Annotated in this window: 18 protein-coding genes; 7 read left to right on the top strand and 11 right to left on the bottom strand. The window is 61.6% G+C overall.

Features of this window, described 5'->3' with window-relative positions; translation table 11 throughout:
• Window positions 1-147, bottom strand: coding sequence for a lmo0937 family membrane protein (locus tag FHS49_RS13175; RefSeq protein WP_184019273.1), 147 nt, complete (start codon window positions 145-147; stop codon window positions 1-3).
• A gap of 220 nt (window positions 148-367) precedes the next feature.
• Between FHS49_RS13175 and FHS49_RS13180 the strand changes: the two genes are divergently transcribed.
• Window positions 368-2,464, top strand: a complete 2,097-nt coding sequence (locus FHS49_RS13180; protein ID WP_184019275.1) for a catalase — start codon at window positions 368-370, stop codon at window positions 2,462-2,464.
• A gap of 131 nt (window positions 2,465-2,595) precedes the next feature.
• Here the strand turns inward: FHS49_RS13180 and msrA are convergent, their stop codons facing one another.
• On the bottom strand, window positions 2,596-3,105 hold the full coding sequence (msrA, locus tag FHS49_RS13185; protein WP_184019277.1) for a peptide-methionine (S)-S-oxide reductase MsrA: 510 nt from the start codon (window positions 3,103-3,105) through the stop codon (window positions 2,596-2,598).
• Window positions 3,102-3,551 carry a peptide-methionine (R)-S-oxide reductase MsrB gene (gene msrB / locus FHS49_RS13190; RefSeq protein WP_184019279.1) on the bottom strand — a complete coding sequence of 150 codons (450 nt, stop codon included), beginning with the start codon at window positions 3,549-3,551 and terminating at the stop codon, window positions 3,102-3,104. The genes msrA and msrB overlap by 4 nt, the downstream gene beginning before the upstream one ends.
• A gap of 90 nt (window positions 3,552-3,641) precedes the next feature.
• Here msrB and FHS49_RS13195 point away from each other — a divergent pair, with 90 nt between their 5' ends.
• Window positions 3,642-5,270 carry an NAD(P)/FAD-dependent oxidoreductase gene (locus tag FHS49_RS13195; RefSeq protein ID WP_184019280.1) on the top strand — a complete coding sequence of 543 codons (1,629 nt, stop codon included), beginning with the start codon at window positions 3,642-3,644 and terminating at the stop codon, window positions 5,268-5,270.
• 9 nt (window positions 5,271-5,279) lie between these two features.
• On the opposite strand, the gene FHS49_RS13200 is transcribed toward FHS49_RS13195, so the two are convergent.
• From FHS49_RS13200 to FHS49_RS13210, 3 genes are all read right to left on the bottom strand, one after another.
• Window positions 5,280-5,687, bottom strand: a complete 408-nt coding sequence (locus FHS49_RS13200; protein WP_246350694.1) for a response regulator — start codon at window positions 5,685-5,687, stop codon at window positions 5,280-5,282.
• Between the two features lie 71 nt (window positions 5,688-5,758).
• Window positions 5,759-6,373, bottom strand: coding sequence for a response regulator transcription factor (locus tag FHS49_RS13205; protein ID WP_184019282.1), 615 nt, complete (start codon window positions 6,371-6,373; stop codon window positions 5,759-5,761).
• A complete protein-coding gene (locus tag FHS49_RS13210) occupies window positions 6,370-8,208 on the bottom strand; it encodes a PAS domain S-box protein (protein WP_184019284.1) in 1,839 nt (612 codons plus the stop codon). The genes FHS49_RS13205 and FHS49_RS13210 overlap by 4 nt, the downstream gene beginning before the upstream one ends.
• Here FHS49_RS13210 and FHS49_RS13215 point away from each other — a divergent pair.
• Complete coding sequence (locus FHS49_RS13215; RefSeq protein ID WP_184019286.1) at window positions 8,207-8,344, top strand: hypothetical protein; 138 nt, start codon at window positions 8,207-8,209, stop codon at window positions 8,342-8,344. The genes FHS49_RS13210 and FHS49_RS13215 overlap by 2 nt on opposite strands.
• A 123-nt stretch (window positions 8,345-8,467) precedes the next feature.
• On the opposite strand, the gene FHS49_RS13220 is transcribed toward FHS49_RS13215, so the two are convergent.
• Window positions 8,468-9,265 (bottom strand): universal stress protein, encoded by a 798-nt coding sequence (locus FHS49_RS13220; protein ID WP_184019288.1) that lies wholly within the window; start codon window positions 9,263-9,265, stop codon window positions 8,468-8,470.
• 168 nt (window positions 9,266-9,433) lie between these two features.
• Between FHS49_RS13220 and FHS49_RS13225 the strand changes: the two genes are divergently transcribed.
• On the top strand, window positions 9,434-9,601 hold the full coding sequence (locus tag FHS49_RS13225) for a hypothetical protein (RefSeq protein ID WP_184019289.1): 168 nt from the start codon (window positions 9,434-9,436) through the stop codon (window positions 9,599-9,601).
• On the opposite strand, the gene FHS49_RS13230 is transcribed toward FHS49_RS13225, so the two are convergent.
• Window positions 9,578-10,852: an MgtC/SapB family protein gene (locus FHS49_RS13230; protein ID WP_184019291.1), complete on the bottom strand. Its 1,275-nt coding sequence runs from the start codon at window positions 10,850-10,852 to the stop codon at window positions 9,578-9,580. The two genes, FHS49_RS13225 and FHS49_RS13230, sit on opposite strands and share 24 nt — an antisense overlap.
• Window positions 10,853-11,039: 187 nt before the next feature.
• On the opposite strand from FHS49_RS13230, the gene FHS49_RS13235 reads away from it, so the two are divergent.
• Together FHS49_RS13235 and FHS49_RS13240 are read left to right on the top strand one after the other, a co-directional pair.
• Window positions 11,040-11,492 carry a potassium channel family protein gene (locus tag FHS49_RS13235; RefSeq protein WP_184019293.1) on the top strand — a complete coding sequence of 151 codons (453 nt, stop codon included), beginning with the start codon at window positions 11,040-11,042 and terminating at the stop codon, window positions 11,490-11,492.
• A gap of 117 nt (window positions 11,493-11,609) precedes the next feature.
• A complete protein-coding gene (locus FHS49_RS13240; protein ID WP_184019295.1) occupies window positions 11,610-12,287 on the top strand; it encodes an NAD(P)H-dependent oxidoreductase in 678 nt (225 codons plus the stop codon).
• A 31-nt stretch (window positions 12,288-12,318) separates the two neighbouring features.
• On the opposite strand, the gene FHS49_RS13245 is transcribed toward FHS49_RS13240, so the two are convergent.
• Together FHS49_RS13245 and hemN are read right to left on the bottom strand one after the other, a co-directional pair.
• Window positions 12,319-12,552, bottom strand: a complete 234-nt coding sequence (locus FHS49_RS13245; RefSeq protein WP_184019297.1) for a hypothetical protein — start codon at window positions 12,550-12,552, stop codon at window positions 12,319-12,321.
• Window positions 12,542-13,864: an oxygen-independent coproporphyrinogen III oxidase gene (gene hemN / locus FHS49_RS13250; RefSeq protein ID WP_184019299.1), complete on the bottom strand. Its 1,323-nt coding sequence runs from the start codon at window positions 13,862-13,864 to the stop codon at window positions 12,542-12,544. The genes FHS49_RS13245 and hemN overlap by 11 nt, the downstream gene beginning before the upstream one ends.
• A 133-nt stretch (window positions 13,865-13,997) precedes the next feature.
• Between hemN and FHS49_RS13255 the strand changes: the two genes are divergently transcribed.
• Window positions 13,998-14,654 (top strand): OmpW family outer membrane protein, encoded by a 657-nt coding sequence (locus FHS49_RS13255; RefSeq protein WP_184019301.1) that lies wholly within the window; start codon window positions 13,998-14,000, stop codon window positions 14,652-14,654.
• A gap of 128 nt (window positions 14,655-14,782) precedes the next feature.
• Here FHS49_RS13255 and FHS49_RS13260 read toward each other — a convergent pair whose 3' ends face one another.
• On the bottom strand, window positions 14,783-15,181 hold the full coding sequence (locus tag FHS49_RS13260; RefSeq protein ID WP_184019303.1) for a hypothetical protein: 399 nt from the start codon (window positions 15,179-15,181) through the stop codon (window positions 14,783-14,785).
• Between the last annotated feature and the right edge of the window lie 6 nt (window positions 15,182-15,187).

Genomic DNA, 15,187 nt, shown 5'->3' on the forward strand with positions numbered 1-15,187 from the left:
TTAGAGTTTCCGGCGACCGGTGACGAACTGGAAGATCACCACGACGACCGCAATGACCAGCAGAAGATGGATGATGCCGCCCGCGACATGAAAGGCGAAGCCGAGCAGCCACAGGATGACGAGAATGACGGCGATGGTCCAAAGCATGTTCACGTCTCCACGGGGGCATTCGGGGCGGGAAGCGTTCAGAACGATGCGGTTACGAAATGGTTCCTGTCAGCCCTGCAACGGCATTGATCGATGTTGATATCTTTTTTGCGTGCGACCCCGCTTCCTTATTCGTTCCTGAGCGTTTGGCCTTCCGAGACGATTGCTCGCGTCAGCCAAAAGGCCGCGTGGAGCAGAATTGAAACATCTGGAGGGTGGCATGGCGCAGAAAGCCGAATTCGAAACCAAGCAGGGCCAAGGCGGCGAAACGCATCAGGCCATTCCTGAAAAAGGGCCACATGATAGCGCGGCGCATCTGACGACCAATCAGGGCATCCGCGTTTCAGACAATCAGAACAGCCTGAAATCCGGTGAGCGCGGCCCTACCCTTCTCGAAGATTTCGTCCTTCGTGAAAAGATTTTCCATTTCGATCATGAGCGGATTCCCGAGCGGATCGTCCATGCACGCGGCAGCGCGGCGCATGGCTTTTTCGAATGCACCGAGTCCCTGGCGGATATCACCAAGGCCGATTTGTTTCAGCGCGTCGGCGAGCGGACGCCTCTGTTCACGCGCTTCTCCACAGTCGCCGGCGGCGCGGGATCGGTGGATACGCCCCGCGACGTGAGAGGCTTTGCGGTCAAATTCTATACCAAGGAAGGCAATTGGGATCTGGTTGGCAACAACATCCCGGTCTTCTTCATTCAGGATGCGATCAAATTTCCGGATCTGGTCCATGCGGTCAAGATGGAAGCCGATCGCGGCTATCCGCAAGCCGGGTCGGCGCATGACACGTTCTGGGACTGGGCATCCTTGCTCCCCGAAACAACCCATATGCTGATGTGGGCGATGTCGGATCGCACCATCCCGCGCAGCCTGCGCACCATAGAAGGCTTTGGCATTCACACCTTCCGCTTCGTCAATGCCAAGGGCAAATCCACCTTCGTCAAGTTCCACTGGAAGCCCAAGCTGGGCGTGCAATCCACCGTGTGGGATGAAGCGTTGAAATTGCAGGCGGCCGACAATGATTATCATCGCCGTGATCTGTTCGAAGCCATCGACACGGGTGCCTTCCCCGAATGGGAGCTGGGCATCCAGACCTTCGATCAGGCCTTTGCCGACGCCCAGCCCTATGACGTGCTCGACGCGACAAAGTTGATCCCGGAAGAAATCCTGCCGGTGCGAATCGTCGGTCGGATGGTATTGGATCGCTGGCCCGACAATTTCTTTGCCGAGACCGAGCAGGTCGCTTTCTGCCCCGCCAACATCGTGCCGGGCGTCGATTTCTCGAACGACCCTCTGCTTCAGGGGCGGCTGTTCAGCTATCTCGATACGCAAAAGAGCCGGTTGGGAACGGCCAATTTCCACCAGATCCCCATCAACGCCCCCAAATGCCCGGTGATGAATTTCCAGCGCGATGGGCAGATGCAGATGAACATCCCGGTCGGGCGCGCGAATTACGAACCCAACAGCCTGGCTGCCCATGGCGAAGAGGGCGGGCCGCGCGAATGCCCGATGACGGGTTTCAAGACCTTTGAGGGCAGTGCGGACAATGACGAGCAAGGCGACAAATTGCGCGTCCGTGCCGAGCTGTTCGCCGATCATTACAGTCAGGCGCGGCTGTTCTGGTTGTCGCAGACCGAGAGCGAACAGGCGCATATTGCCTCCTCCTTCGTTTTCGAGCTGTCGAAAGTGGGCCTCCAGCAGGTGCCGGGCCGAATGGTCGCGGGCCTGCGCAATGTGGACGAAGGGCTGGCCAAGCGCGTGGCCGACGGTCTCGCTATCACCCTTCCCCCGAAGACCAAGGCGGCGCGTGCGCCGGTAGACATGGAGCCGAGCCCCGCGCTCTCGATCCAGAAGAATATGAAAGAGACGCTTGAAGGCCGCTGTGTCGGCATCCTTTATGCCGACGGTTCTGACGGTGCCGAGATCGATGCGCTGATCAAGGCCGTCACTGCGGCGAAGGGAAAGGCCGTGCTGGTCGCGCCCAAGGTGGGCGGTGCCGTGCTGGCGGACGGCAGCGTGAGGAAGGCCGACGGGCAGCTTGCGGGTATGCCGTCGCAAATCTTCGACGCGGTGGCGCTGATCCTGTCGCCCGAGGGCGGCGCGATGCTCGCAAAGGAAGCCGCTGCGGTTCAGTTTGCGATGGACGCCTTTGGCCATTTGAAAGCGATCGGCGCATCCGATGGCGCGCAGGCGGTGCTCGACAAGGCCAATGTCGTTCTAGACGAGGGCGTTACCGCAACAGGCAAGGATTTCGTGGCGGCTGCAGCAAAACGATTTTGGGATCGCGAGCCGTCCTTGAGAATGCTCGCATGAGCGGGAACAATCGCGCTTGAGATTGGTTAGTAAGACAAGTGCGGTGTTTTCCCCCTTTCACCGCCTTCAAAAAAATACTGCCCCGCTCCGAATATTCCGGGCGGGGCATTTTTCTGCCAGACCGCGTGGCGTCAGATGGCATCTGCCCGATGCGGCAGGGTCCAGCCCGGCCGGACGAAATGGCAGGTGTAGCCATTGGGCAGCCGTTCCAGATAATCCTGATGCTCGGGTTCCGCCTCCCAGAAATCGCCAACCGGGCTCAACTCGGTCACGACTTTGCCGGGCCACAATCCCGATGCCTCGACGTCGGCGATCGTATCTTCAGCCACAGCTTTCTGTAGGTCGTCGACGTAGAAGATTGCAGAGCGATAGCTTGCCCCGACATCGCCACCCTGCCGGTTTGGCGTCGTCGGATCGTGAATCTGGAAAAAGAATTCCAGCAAAGCCCTGAAGCTGGTTTGCGCAGGATCATAGATGATCTCGATCGCCTCGGCATGATGGCCGTGATTGCGATAGGTGGCGTTGGGCACTTCACCCCCGGAATAGCCCACCCGCGTGGACTCCACTCCTGGCAGCTTGCGGATCAAATCCTGCATACCCCAGAAACATCCCCCGGCCAGAACGGCGCGTTCACTGCTCATGCCACATTCTCCACCTGGGCGACATAATCGCCATAGCCTTCATCCACCATATCGTCGCGGTGGACGAAGCGGAGCGAGGCCGAATTGATGCAATAGCGCAGACCGCCACGATCGCGCGGCCCATCGTTGAACACATGGCCAAGATGGCTGTCCCCCTGCGCAGACCGCACTTCGATGCGCACCATGCCGAGCGACGCATCACGCAATTCTGTGACATGGACTGGTTCGATCGGTTTGGTGAAGCTGGGCCAGCCGCATCCGGATTCATATTTGTCCGCGCTGGCGAACAGGGGCTCACCTGACACGATATCGACGTAAATGCCGGGTTCCTTATTGTTCAGATACGCACCTGTGCCGGGGCGCTCGGTGCCGCTTTCCTGCGTCACATGATATTGTTCGGGCGAGAGTGCCGCGATGGCAGCGGCGGTTTTTTCATATTTGGACATTTCGATCTCCAATCCTCCCTTAAATAAGAGGCGATGAAGGGATGTCATCCCCCCATGGCGGGCCCGCCCCGTTCCCGCTAGGGCAAGGCGATGATCCGCCTGACCGAACTCACATTGCCGCTCTATCAAACCGAAGACTCGCTGGCCGCGTTGATCTGCAAGCGGTTGAACATCTCGCCGCGCGATCTGATCCGCCATGTCGTGGTCCGCCGCGCGCACGATGCGCGCGACAAAACCGCGATCCAGATGGTCTATTCGGTTGATGTGACTGTGAAGAATGAGCCGGCCGTGCTGGCCCGCATGAAAAAGGACCGACACGTCCAGCCCGCGCCCGACACGCGCTATCAATTCGTCGCCAAGGCACCCGCTGCGCAGGCCGGGCGGCGTCCAGTGGTCGTGGGTGCGGGGCCATGTGGGTTGTTTGCGGGCCTGATTCTGGCGCAAATGGGTTTCAGGCCCATCATCCTCGACCGCGGCAAGGTGGTGCGAGAGCGCACGAAGGATACATGGGGCTTGTGGCGGCGCGGTGTGCTCAACCCCGAATCCAACGTGCAGTTTGGCGAGGGCGGGGCGGGCACCTTCTCCGATGGCAAGCTCTACAGCCAGATCAAGGATCCCCGTCACTTGGGCCGCAAGGTGCTGACCGAATTCGTCAAGGCGGGTGCCCCGCCGGAGATCCTGACCGAAGCGCATCCCCATATCGGCACGTTCCGGCTGGTGACGATGGTGGAGAGCATCCGCGAAACCATCGAAGCCTTGGGCGGCGAATATCGGTTCGAACAACGAGTCGATCGGCTCGACATCGTTACCGACGACGCCGGCCGGCGTCGCGTCCGCGGTTTGCATCTGGCCAATGACGGTTATCTCGAGGCCGATCATGTCGTCCTCGCCGTCGGCCACAGCGCGCGCGATACGTTCAGAACGCTGATGGAACAGGGCGTCCAGATCGAGGCCAAGCCCTTTTCGATCGGCGTGCGGATCGAGCATCCCCAATCCTGGATCGACGAGGCGCGCTTCGGCCCCTGCGCCGGGCATCCCGATCTGGGCGCCGCCGCCTACAGCCTGTCGCATCACTGCGCCAATGGCCGCACGGTCTACAGCTTCTGCATGTGCCCCGGCGGCACGGTGGTCGCCGCCACGTCCGAAGCGGGCCTGGTGGCGACCAACGGGATGAGCCAATATTCCCGCAATGAGCGCAACGCCAATTCGGGCCTGGTGGTCAGCATTGATCCCGCGCGCGACTATCCCGAACATGCGCTTGCCGGCATCGATTTCCAGCGACACTGGGAGTCCAAAGCCTATGTCGCCGGCGGTTCGAATTATGAAGCCCCGGCGCAGCGCGTCGGCGATTTCCTGGCGGGCCGCCCCTCCACCGCGCTCGGCAGCGTCATCCCCTCATACCGGCCCGGGGTCCACCTGACCGATCTGGCCGCCTGCCTGCCCGAATTCGCCGTGCAATCGATCCGCGAGGCGCTTCCGATCTTCGGCAAGCAGATACCGGGCTATGACCATCCGGATGCGATGCTGACCGGCGTGGAGACGCGGACCTCCTCGCCCATCCGCCTCAACCGGGGCAGCGACTTTCAAAGCCTGAACACCGCGGGCCTGTATCCCGCAGGCGAAGGCGCAGGCTATGCCGGGGGCATCCTGTCCGCCGGGGTCGATGGTATCAAGGTGGCCGAAGCCGTCGCGCTCAGCCTCGTCGGCGCGCTGCCATAGCGCAAGACGTCAGGCTTCTCCTTTGGTGCGCGAAACCATGCGCGACAGCGTTTCGGTCAGGGCGCGGGGCCGCAGCGGCTTTTCCATCACCACCGCAAATCCGGCCACAAGCGCGCGGCGGCGCAGCGCTTCGGTGGGAAAGGCCGTAATCAGGATCGCGGGTCCATCCCAATGTTTTGCGCGCAGGCGGGACAGCACCGCGATGCCGTCAAGATCCTCAAGCCGGTAATCCGCCACAAGGCAGATCGCCCCGGCCGTTGTTTCGTCCGCCAGCAGGGAAACACCCGAAGCATAGGCTCTCACGTCCAGACCCTGGGCCTGGAGAAGAAGCTGGAGAGATCGCCGCACGCCCGGATCATCTTCCAGCAACAGGATTTTCGGCCGCTCGACCATCAGTGCACCCGTCGCGACATCCATTCATGTAGACCCTCAAATGCCGCATAGATGGCACCGTAAAGGCCCGGGGTCGCTACGTATTGGTCCCGAGGTCAGACACCCATGCCGGCGGCGAACGCGATCCGCAGCGCGTCGGACAGGCTACGCACGTCGAGCTTGGTCATGAGGTTGGCGCGGTGCACTTCCACCGTGCGCGGCGAAATACCGAGATCGAAGGCAATCGTCTTGTTGGGCAAACCCTGCGCCAGCCCCTCGAGCACATCGCGCTCGCGCGGCGTCAGCGCGCCGAGAATCCTATGCGCTTCCGCCGCCCGCGTCGCCACCCCGTCCGCCGCCGCGATCCTGTCGAACGCCGCTTCGATCGCGCTGATCAGCACCGATTTTTCGAACGGCTTTTCGATGAATTCCACTGCCCCCATCTTCATGGCGCGGACGGCAATCGAAACATCACCATGGCCCGTCAGGATAATGACCGGCATCGTGATGCCCCGCTCGCCCAATTGCTGCTGGACTTCGAGGCCGTCCATCTCGGGCATTCGCACGTCGAGCAGCACGCAGCCATGCTCGGCATGGCGAATGTCTTTGAGAAAGGCCGCCCCGGACGCCCAGGTCTCCACCGCATAGCCCGATGTCTTGAGCATGAAGCTGGCGGATCGGCGCACGGCATCCTCGTCATCCACGATATGAATCAGCTTCCGATCGGTCATGCCCCCTCCTCTATCTGTGCGCGCATCAGCGTGAAATGAAAGGCTGTGCCGCCGCCGATCCCCGGTTCCATCCAGATCCGGCCGCCATTGGCTTCGACGATGGTGCGGCAGATGGAAAGGCCAAGCCCCATGCCGTCGCTCTTGGAGCTGACGAAGGCGGTGAACAAATTTCGGGCGATGTCGGGGGCCACGCCGCTGCCCGTGTCGCTTACCGTCACCCGCACGAAGCCCGGTTGATCAGGTCGGCTGGCGACCGTGAGCCTCCGCACGGCGCTCTGCGCCATCGCCTCGACCGCATTGCGGATCAGATTGATCAGAACCTGCTGAATCTGCACCTTGTCCACCAGCACCGGGGACGCATAGGGATCGAGATCGAACAGCGGCTCGATGCCTTTCTCCCGCGCGCCGAGCAGGCCGAGCACCGCGGCCTCATTGATGAGCGCGGGGAGCTTCTCGATGGTCTTGTCCACTTCGCCGCGTGCCACGAAATTGCGCAACCGCCGGACGATATGCCCGGCGCGCAAAGCCTCGCTGGCGGTATCGTCCAGCGCCTCGCGGATCATCGGCAGATTGTCCGGATCGGGCTTTGCCAGAAGATCGCGAATCCCCTGAACATAATTGGCGACCGCGGTGATGGGCTGGTTCAGTTCGTGAGCAAGGGTGGAGGCCATCGTCCCCATGGCACTCACGCGCGAGACATGGATCAGCTCGGATTGCAGCGTCTCAAGCTGCTGCTCGGTGCGCTGGCGTTCGGTGAGATCGCGGATGAACCCGGTAAAGAGCCGTTGGACGCCGGTTGCTTCACCGATGGACAATTCCATCGGAAAGGTCGAGCCATCACGCCGCTCGCCAAACACCACGCGGCCGATGCCGATGATCCGCTTCTCCCCGGTCTGCAGATAGCGGCCGAGATAGCCATCATGCCGCTCCCGATCGGGCGAGGGCATCAGCCGGCTGACATTGCTGCCGAGGATTTCCACTTCCCTGAAGCCGAAGAGCCGTTCGGCGGCAGCGCTGAACGACACGATGATCCCCTCGTCATCGATGACGATCATCGCATCGGGCACCGTGGACAGAATGGAACGAAGATGGCTTTCCCGCGCACGCAGCGCCTCTTCCGCCGCGCGCCGCTCCGTAATATCGGACACGATCTTGGAAAAGCCTCTCAGGCTGCCATCCGCGTTGCGCAAGGCCGTGATCGACACGCTGGCCAGAAACTCAGAACCGTCCTTGCGGACCCGCCAGTCTTCCTCCTCGAATTTGCCTTCCGCGGCGGCGCGCGCCAGATCCTGCGCCGGCTTCCCAGCGTCCACGGCATCCTTGGGATAGAAAATGGTGGCGTGGCGCCCCAGCACCTCCTCCTCAGACCAGCCCTTCAGCCGCGCCGCGCCCTTGTTCCAGATCGTGACATGACCATCGGGATCCAGCAGATAGATGGCGTGCCCCTGCGCACCATCAATCAGCAGGCCGAGTTCCTCCGCGACCTGATCCGCGCGAGATGCGCGGGCATCCAGTTCCCGTGCACGCATAACGGCCTGTGCCAGCAACTGATCAAGGCTCGCGGCGACCAGGACGACCGCGCCGAGCGCCAGCAGGAATAGCCCGGCTTCCACGGCGTCTCCGGTCGTGAAGCCTTCACGGTCGGCGAAATAAATGCCCAGACCCAGTGCCGGCAACGCGGCGATCAGCGTCGGCCATGTGCCCAGCCCCACCGCAATGATGATCAGCGACAGCACGAATGGGAAAAATGCGGATCGATCGGCCAGCCAGGGATCCGCGACATAGCGCAAACATGCGGTGATCAGCACGACCGCCAGGGCCGTGATGATACGCATGGAAATCGCGCTTTCGCGGTTCGGCATCGAACGTCTGGCCCTCATCCGCGCAGGTGGGAGGGCCAGCGACACCCCCGGCTTCAAAGCCTGCAACTTGATAGGCCACCAGCATAACATGAATTTTCTGGTCGCGTAATATCGCTATCTTTCAAGCAATTGGAATTGCGCGTGCGGTTCACCACGCGTTTTGGCCAAGCCGGTGTGGCGGGGAATAAGCGGTCTGCCTGCCGCGCGACCGCTCATTCCCGTTTCAGCCGCGTCAGTGACCCAGGATCAAAGGCAGTTTGCTGTTCGCCAACATACGCTTCGTGACCCCACCGAATGCTTCCATCAGTCGACCGCGACTATAGGCACCCATCACGACATAATCCGCATTCAGGCGCACGCATTCTTCGGTGATGAGATGATCCGCGGCATCAAGCCCGTCGTCGATGATACGCACGCTGGCATGGATGCCATGGCGCGACAGATATTCAGCCGCCTCGGCCGGCTCGATTTTCCCGCCGCCGTCGCGGACGGTGAAGATCTCGACCTCCTTCGCCAAGGCCAATATTGGCACGCACGCCTGCATCGTGGCGATGCAAGCCGCCTGCCCGTCCCAGGCGATCACGGCACGATCGAGCTTGAAGCAGGTCAGCGTCTCGGGAACCGCGACCACAGGCCGGCGAGCGTGCATCAGAATGCGGCTCGCCGCGTCGTGCATATCGGGATAGGGAAAGCTGTCCAGCTTGCGGTTGAGAACGATCAGATCCGCCAGAGACGCGGCTTCCAGCACGCCCTCCACCAGCGAGCCCGTAAAATCGATCCAGTCCCACGACACGTCTTCGCGCGCGAGCCGCGCTTCGAGCTTCGCCTTGTTCTGACCCTCTCGCGCGCGCTCATCGGCAAGCAGCATGGCCGTCCCCGCACCCCCATAAAGATCGCCCACCACCATGGGCAGCACGGCAACGTCGATGCAGGACAAATGCCCTCCCAGGGCGCGCGTGAGATCAAGCGCCGCCTGAAGCCGCGATTCCTGGCCCTCGTCATCATGCACCAGCAACAGGATATTTTTCATCACCACCTCCATTGTTCCAAGCGGACGCTATTGCGGCGGTCATCCGCCAGATATGCGTGATGATACGGATACGAAACCGGGCGCGGCGCAAACGAAGCATAAGTAAATTTGCGAATGCCACCCCGAATATTTCCGCAATAGTGCAGCGTTCGATCAAGGAGGCTGTTTATGTTGTCATTCATCGGCGCACATTTTCTGTATCTGGTTGTCGCAGCCATGTCGGCATTTGCGGGCGTGATGCTCTTCGTCGTGACCGAAGAGAGCCTTTTGGAACACCGCGATCAAGCGCAGCGCACGGGAGATACGCAAACCTCAAAGGATCGCATTTCCCAATAAGACGGGTAGCGTCAGCATCCCCGCTGCAACGCTCGCGACCAGCGGCACCGCGGCGCGCCAGCCCCGGCTCCATCCCGCAAGGCTGATCGCCACCGCGGCCTTGAAGAGCGTGTTGAGCATCACGGGGGCGGCCAGCACCAGACCGGCCATCCGGGCATCGAGCGTTCCCGATGGCAATCCGCTCATCGTGATGATGGCGGAATCGACGTCGAAGGTGCCGGAAATCGCAAGCACGGTCGCCAGCCCGGCATCGCCGAACCTGTGCAGAACCCAGCGCGACACCAGCGATACCACCATCACCAGCGCCATCAAGCCCAGGGCCGGCCCGATATCGAAAGGATTGCGCACCGACACTTCCTGCACGCCCTGCGCCGGGAGCCGCGCCGCCGCGCGCAAATACCAAAAGGTGGCGAGCGTGCTCACTAGTGCGGCCGGCATGACGACAACCGCAAGCGTAGGAAGCGCAAAGGGTGCCAGCGCCGCCACGAGGACCAGCACGCGCACAAGCATCACCGCTGAGGCGGTCGCGATCCCGGCCGCAAGGACGGGCGCATTGTCATCCCCGTCGCGCAATCGCACCGCCAGCGCCGCAGTCACCGCCGTTGACGAAACCATCGCCCCCGCCCCGGCGGTCGCGATCGTGCCGCGCGACGCGCCCAGATGCCGGCTTGCGATGTAGCCCGCGAACGAGAAGCCCGACACCATCACCACCACCAGCCACAGTTTATACGGGTTCCAGGCATCGAAGGGGCCATAGGCCCGATCGGGCAGCAGCGGCAGGATTGCCAGCGAGATCAGCGCGAACCGGGCGACTGCGATCACCTCGACCTCACTCAGCCGTTGCACCCAATCATGAAGCTGGTTTCGCATCGCCAATATGAGCATCATCAGGACCGCAGTAATCGTGGCGACGGATCCGTGCTGCGTGGCGGCCAGGAATCCGCAGCCAAGTGTCAACAATCCGACGATACTCGCCGTCCCGCTGATCGGTCCGCCGCGCTGCGCCGCCTGCGCATAGCCCAGAACGACCAGGGCCGCCGCGGCCGCCACGATCAGGAGCCCGGCGCCGGATCCGTCGCCATGGATGATCCCGGCCACGCCGCCGGCCAGACCCAACAGCCCGAACGTCCTTATACCAGCGAAGCGCGATCCCGGCGCTTCGTTGCGCAAGGCCCAGCCCCGCTGAATCCCGATGAGGAGGCCCAGCGCCAGAGACAGGCCGATCGCAGAGATCGCGTTGATATCGATCATCCCCAATCCTATTCTCCCGTTCAAACGATCACAGCCCCATGACGATCGCGCTATGCCGGATCGCCGGGGCTTGTGCCCTTCGGACAATCACGTAGCGACCGGATCAGCATGGCGATGCGCGGCCTCTTTGAGGCGAACTGAAAATCGCGGATGGGCGGGAAGCGACGCCTATGCCATTGTGGCTGCCATGAGCCTATCATCGCAGCTCGGCCTTGCCACATTGATCGTCGCATCGACGGTGCTGATTCACCTTGTCGGTCTCGCCGCGCTGCTGGCCATCATGCGCCACCATCGTCATGCGACAAGCCGCATGGCGGCGGCGATGATCAACGCAACAGCCATACTTCTCAGCGCCTTTGGACTGTTCGGCCTTCATTCCATCGAAATATGGGCTTGGGCTGGCGTTTACCGATGGCTCGATGTTTTTCCAGACTTGGAGCAGGCTCTGTATTTCTCGACCTCCACCTACGTCACCATCGGATATGGCGATTTGGTCCTGCCGCGGGGATTTCGCATTCTGGGCGCGATCGAAGGTGCCAGCGGCATCATCCTGATCGGCTGGTCAACCGCCTTCTTCTTCTCCATCGTCGATCGCCTCAAACTTCTGGAGCGTGGACTGGAAGCGGATCGGCGGATGTAGAATGCGAGGGTCGCCAACGCCCATTGATGCGAGCGTCACCTGCGGCGTCCACCCCGTAAAGTCACGTAACGACAGCCAATCGCAATTCGATAGAGTTATGCTGCAAGGAGCATAGCCATGGATCATCGAATCCCGGATCGTTCTGACCTGAAACATTGCGTCATCCTTTGTCATCCCGACCCCGACAGCTTTTGTGCGGCGGTGGCTGATCGATATTGCGACGTGGTCCGGCGGCACGGCGATCACGTCATCGTTCGGGATCTGTATCAGATGGGTTTCGATCCCGTGCTCAGGGCGGCGGAGCGGCCGACATCGCCTGATTTCAGGCTCTCCGCCGATGTAGAGGATGAATTGGGGCTGATCGCCGGCACGGCGCAATTCGTGTTCATCTATCCCTTATGGTTTGGCACGCCACCCGCGATGTTGAAGGGCTATGTCGAGCGCGTGCTTGGTGCCGGCTTTTCGCACAGGGCCGTGCGGGACCAGCAATTTCATCCGATCCTGTCCGGCCGCAACCTGCTGAGCTTTTCATCATCGGGATCGAGCTGGGCCTGGTTGAATGAAAAGGCCGCCTGGGTCGCCTTGCGACATGTTTTTGACGATTATCTGGCCAGCGCATTTTCCCTCGCCCGCTGCGATCATGTGCATTTCGATTGCATCGTGGACGGCATGAAGCCGCGCTTCGTGCGCGAGCAATTGCTTCGCGCCGAGCAGGAGGCGGAGAAAATCTGCGCGCAGCTTCATCACCGCCCCGGTGTTCCTGAGGCGAGACCGCAACAGCCGATGGGGATATGATCACCACCGGAGCATGAGCGGACAGCCGGTGCTAGAGCGCGCTTCGCCGCCGCTCCTTTTTCTTGCGGCTGTCGCAAGCGGCATGGCACGCCTTGTCGCAATCTCTGGGTTGCTGATGATCGTCCTGTCCGGGCAGCATGATGCTGACAAGACCAGCCCCCGTGCACAGCGTGGCAACCATCATCGGCTCGGGCCGCGCCTGCGCCGATGATGCGAGGCCGATCACGGCCGCGAAGCCGAGCCCTTGGCCCAGTCTAGATCGCATTGCTGAACCGGCGCGCATCGGGCTGCCGATAGCGATCCAGGCACGCGGCGATCGCGCGGGCATAGGGCGTTGCATCCGTAGCGAGTTGCAGCGTCTCCTTATCCCATGAAAGCAATCCGGCGTTGGCAAACGGCGTCAATCGTGCCCGGATGCCGGCGATGTCCGACCATCCGGCCAGGCTGGCGATGCCGGTGCACAGGAGCGTTTCGATCGCGTGGCCGCGCAATTGATCATCCGCCGACCGCATCACGCCCCGCGAGACCGGCATCAATCCTGCGCTGATCTTCATGCGATAGCGTCCGGCGTTCTTTTCATTCTGCAACAGCCGATCCGGAAAGGCGCTGATCGCGCTTGCGCCCAGACCGATCACCGTCTCCGCCGGATCATCGGTAAACCCCTGAAAATTACGGCGCAAAAGACCGCAGCGCGCGGCCGATGTGAGCGGATCGCTCGCCGCGGCAAAATGATCGAAACCGATCGGGACATAGCCCGCTTCCACGAGTATCCGGTGCCCCAGCGATGCCTGCATGAAGCGCATCACGGGATTGGGCAGCAGGCCGGAGTGTATCCGGCGCTGACGCGGGATGAGATGCGGCACATGCGCATAGCCGAACAATGCGATGCGATCCGGCCCCATGGCCATGGCCGCGGTGAGCGTTTCGTCGAGATCGCGCAGACTTTGTTCGGGCAGGCCATACATCAGATCGAAGTTGATCGAATATATCCCCGCCGCCCGCAGCCAGAGCATGGCCTGTGCGATCATCTGGGCAGGCTGGACCCGGCCGATCGCGCTTTGGACATGCGCCGCGAGCGTCTGGACGCCAAGGCTCACCCGGCGCGCGCCCATGGCCCCCAGAACGCCCGCCCATTCGTGCGTGAAGCTCCGCGGATCGATCTCCACCGACAGACCGTCGCTCGCCGCGCCAAAAGCCGAGCGGAGCGCTTCGCATAAATGGATGAACTGTGCCGGAGAGATCGCATTGGGGCTGCCGCCACCAAAGGATATCCGGCTCAGCCGGCCGCGCCCGGCCAGTGCCCGGCCGACGATTTCAATCTCGCGGTGCAGGCTTTCGAGATAGGCGTCCACCCGCCCGGCCCGGCTCGCGGCACCGGTGTTGCAGCCGCAATACCAGCATATTTCGTGGCAATAAGGGATGTGGACATAGAGCGAGACCGGCGTGTCTGCGCCGATGGCCTGCAGCGCATCATCCATGTCGCCAGCATCCGGCCCGTCGTGAAATTCGGCGGCCGTCGGATAGCTTGTGTAGCGCGGAACGGGCGCATCAAGCAGCGCTGGATGATATTTCCACATGCCTGCCGACCTATCGACGCGCCTTCATCAGCACCTTGATTCAGATCAAATATCTTCTTGGTCTGGATCAAGGAGGTCACTCGCGGCGCGCTCTAACCCGGCACGATCGAAATAGTGAAAGGATAACAGGGACGTGAAGACATTGATCGCGTTGCCGCTGCTTGCAGCGTGCATGATCGCCCAGCCCGCCATGGCGGAAAAAGGGGACGTGCTGCTGCGACTGCGCGGCATCGCCGTGGCACCCAACGAAAAATCGGGCAGCGTGCTTCCCGCCTTTCCCGGCGAAAAGGTGAGCGTGGACAATAGCGTGATGCCCGAAGTGGACGTCACCTACATGGCCAGCGACCATATCGGCTTCGAATTGATCGCGGCGACCACCAGGCACAGCGCGTCGGGCCGCACGGGCACCACCGGGGGCATCGGCAAACTGGCCTCCACCTGGGTGCTGCCACCGACGCTTACCGCGCAATATCATCCGATCGTGACCGGCCCGATCCGCCCCTATGTCGGCGCCGGGATCAATTACACGCTGTTCTATGCCGAAGATGCGTCAAAGGGGCTGGAGGCCGCCGTGGGCCAGACCAAAGTCTCCATGTCCGACAGCTTCGGTTATGCGCTGCAGGCGGGCGTGGACATCGATCTGACCAAGACGATCTTCCTCAATCTCGACATCAAATATCTGGATATCGACACCACAGCCACGCTGCGCACCACGGCGGCGGGCTCGCAAAAGGTGAAGATCGATCTTGACCCATTCGTTTTCGGAATCGGGGTGGGAATCAAGCTCTAGCACCCCTAAACATCCCTCCCCTGGGGCCGGCCTTCCAGGCTGGCCTTTTTTTACCGAGCGCACGGCAAATAACGACCAACTCGGGTCAGCGAGCAGAAGCATCCGGCAACCCTCTTCCGTCCGTTTGTTCAGCAAACGGAACGACCTTTAATTGATACCCCCGGAACGGTGACTACTTGCAGCCGTAAAATCCGGACGCCGTTGTCGGGGCTTGGCTGCTCGAAGAATGAGGATTCAACCTTATCGATTGAGCCGCGGCAGTAGCGAAGCAGGATGGTGTCAGGGCCGATCAGAGAAATCCGAGGTTGGTCGCCTCCCATGCCCTTGAATACCAACTCTCGCCTGTTGCCGATCTGATAAAAAACCGAGTGCTGAACCGAGGTTAAAGCCACAGTTCGATAATCGTCCTCAAGTACGAACATCCCCGCAACACCATCCAAATGACCTTGGCCGATAATGCCCCCATCGCGCTCGCACGATGTCGAAAACAGCAAGATTCCAAGAGCTAGCCATCGCTTGCGTTTCATGTTCAT

It is taken from the genome of Sphingobium boeckii (assembly GCF_014199215.1).
Lineage (GTDB): Bacteria > Pseudomonadota > Alphaproteobacteria > Sphingomonadales > Sphingomonadaceae > Sphingobium_A > Sphingobium_A boeckii.

Excerpts from the sequence above, each read along its gene's own strand:
- msrA (WP_184019277.1), bottom strand. The coding sequence starts at position 3,105 with ATGAGCAGTGAACGCGCCGTTCTGGCCGGGGGATGTTTCTGGGGTATG.
- FHS49_RS13245 (WP_184019297.1), bottom strand. The coding sequence starts at position 12,552 with ATGCGATCTAGACTGGGCCAAGGGCTCGGCTTCGCGGCCGTGATCGGC.
- FHS49_RS13225 (WP_184019289.1), top strand. The coding sequence starts at position 9,434 with ATGTTGTCATTCATCGGCGCACATTTTCTGTATCTGGTTGTCGCAGCC.
- FHS49_RS13240 (WP_184019295.1), top strand. The coding sequence starts at position 11,610 with ATGGATCATCGAATCCCGGATCGTTCTGACCTGAAACATTGCGTCATC.
- FHS49_RS13205 (WP_184019282.1), bottom strand. The coding sequence starts at position 6,373 with ATGACCGATCGGAAGCTGATTCATATCGTGGATGACGAGGATGCCGTG.
- FHS49_RS13180 (WP_184019275.1), top strand. The coding sequence starts at position 368 with ATGGCGCAGAAAGCCGAATTCGAAACCAAGCAGGGCCAAGGCGGCGAA.
- FHS49_RS13210 (WP_184019284.1), bottom strand. The coding sequence starts at position 8,208 with ATGCGTATCATCACGGCCCTGGCGGTCGTGCTGATCACCGCATGTTTG.
- FHS49_RS13230 (WP_184019291.1), bottom strand. The coding sequence starts at position 10,852 with ATGATCGATATCAACGCGATCTCTGCGATCGGCCTGTCTCTGGCGCTG.
- FHS49_RS13175 (WP_184019273.1), bottom strand. The coding sequence starts at position 147 with ATGCTTTGGACCATCGCCGTCATTCTCGTCATCCTGTGGCTGCTCGGC.
- FHS49_RS13235 (WP_184019293.1), top strand. The coding sequence starts at position 11,040 with ATGAGCCTATCATCGCAGCTCGGCCTTGCCACATTGATCGTCGCATCG.
- FHS49_RS13220 (WP_184019288.1), bottom strand. The coding sequence starts at position 9,265 with ATGAAAAATATCCTGTTGCTGGTGCATGATGACGAGGGCCAGGAATCG.
- hemN (WP_184019299.1), bottom strand. The coding sequence starts at position 13,864 with ATGTGGAAATATCATCCAGCGCTGCTTGATGCGCCCGTTCCGCGCTAC.
- FHS49_RS13215 (WP_184019286.1), top strand. The coding sequence starts at position 8,207 with ATGGAAATCGCGCTTTCGCGGTTCGGCATCGAACGTCTGGCCCTCATC.
- msrB (WP_184019279.1), bottom strand. The coding sequence starts at position 3,551 with ATGTCCAAATATGAAAAAACCGCCGCTGCCATCGCGGCACTCTCGCCC.
- FHS49_RS13200 (WP_246350694.1), bottom strand. The coding sequence starts at position 5,687 with ATGGATGTCGCGACGGGTGCACTGATGGTCGAGCGGCCGAAAATCCTG.
- FHS49_RS13260 (WP_184019303.1), bottom strand. The coding sequence starts at position 15,181 with ATGAAACGCAAGCGATGGCTAGCTCTTGGAATCTTGCTGTTTTCGACA.
- FHS49_RS13195 (WP_184019280.1), top strand. The coding sequence starts at position 3,642 with ATGATCCGCCTGACCGAACTCACATTGCCGCTCTATCAAACCGAAGAC.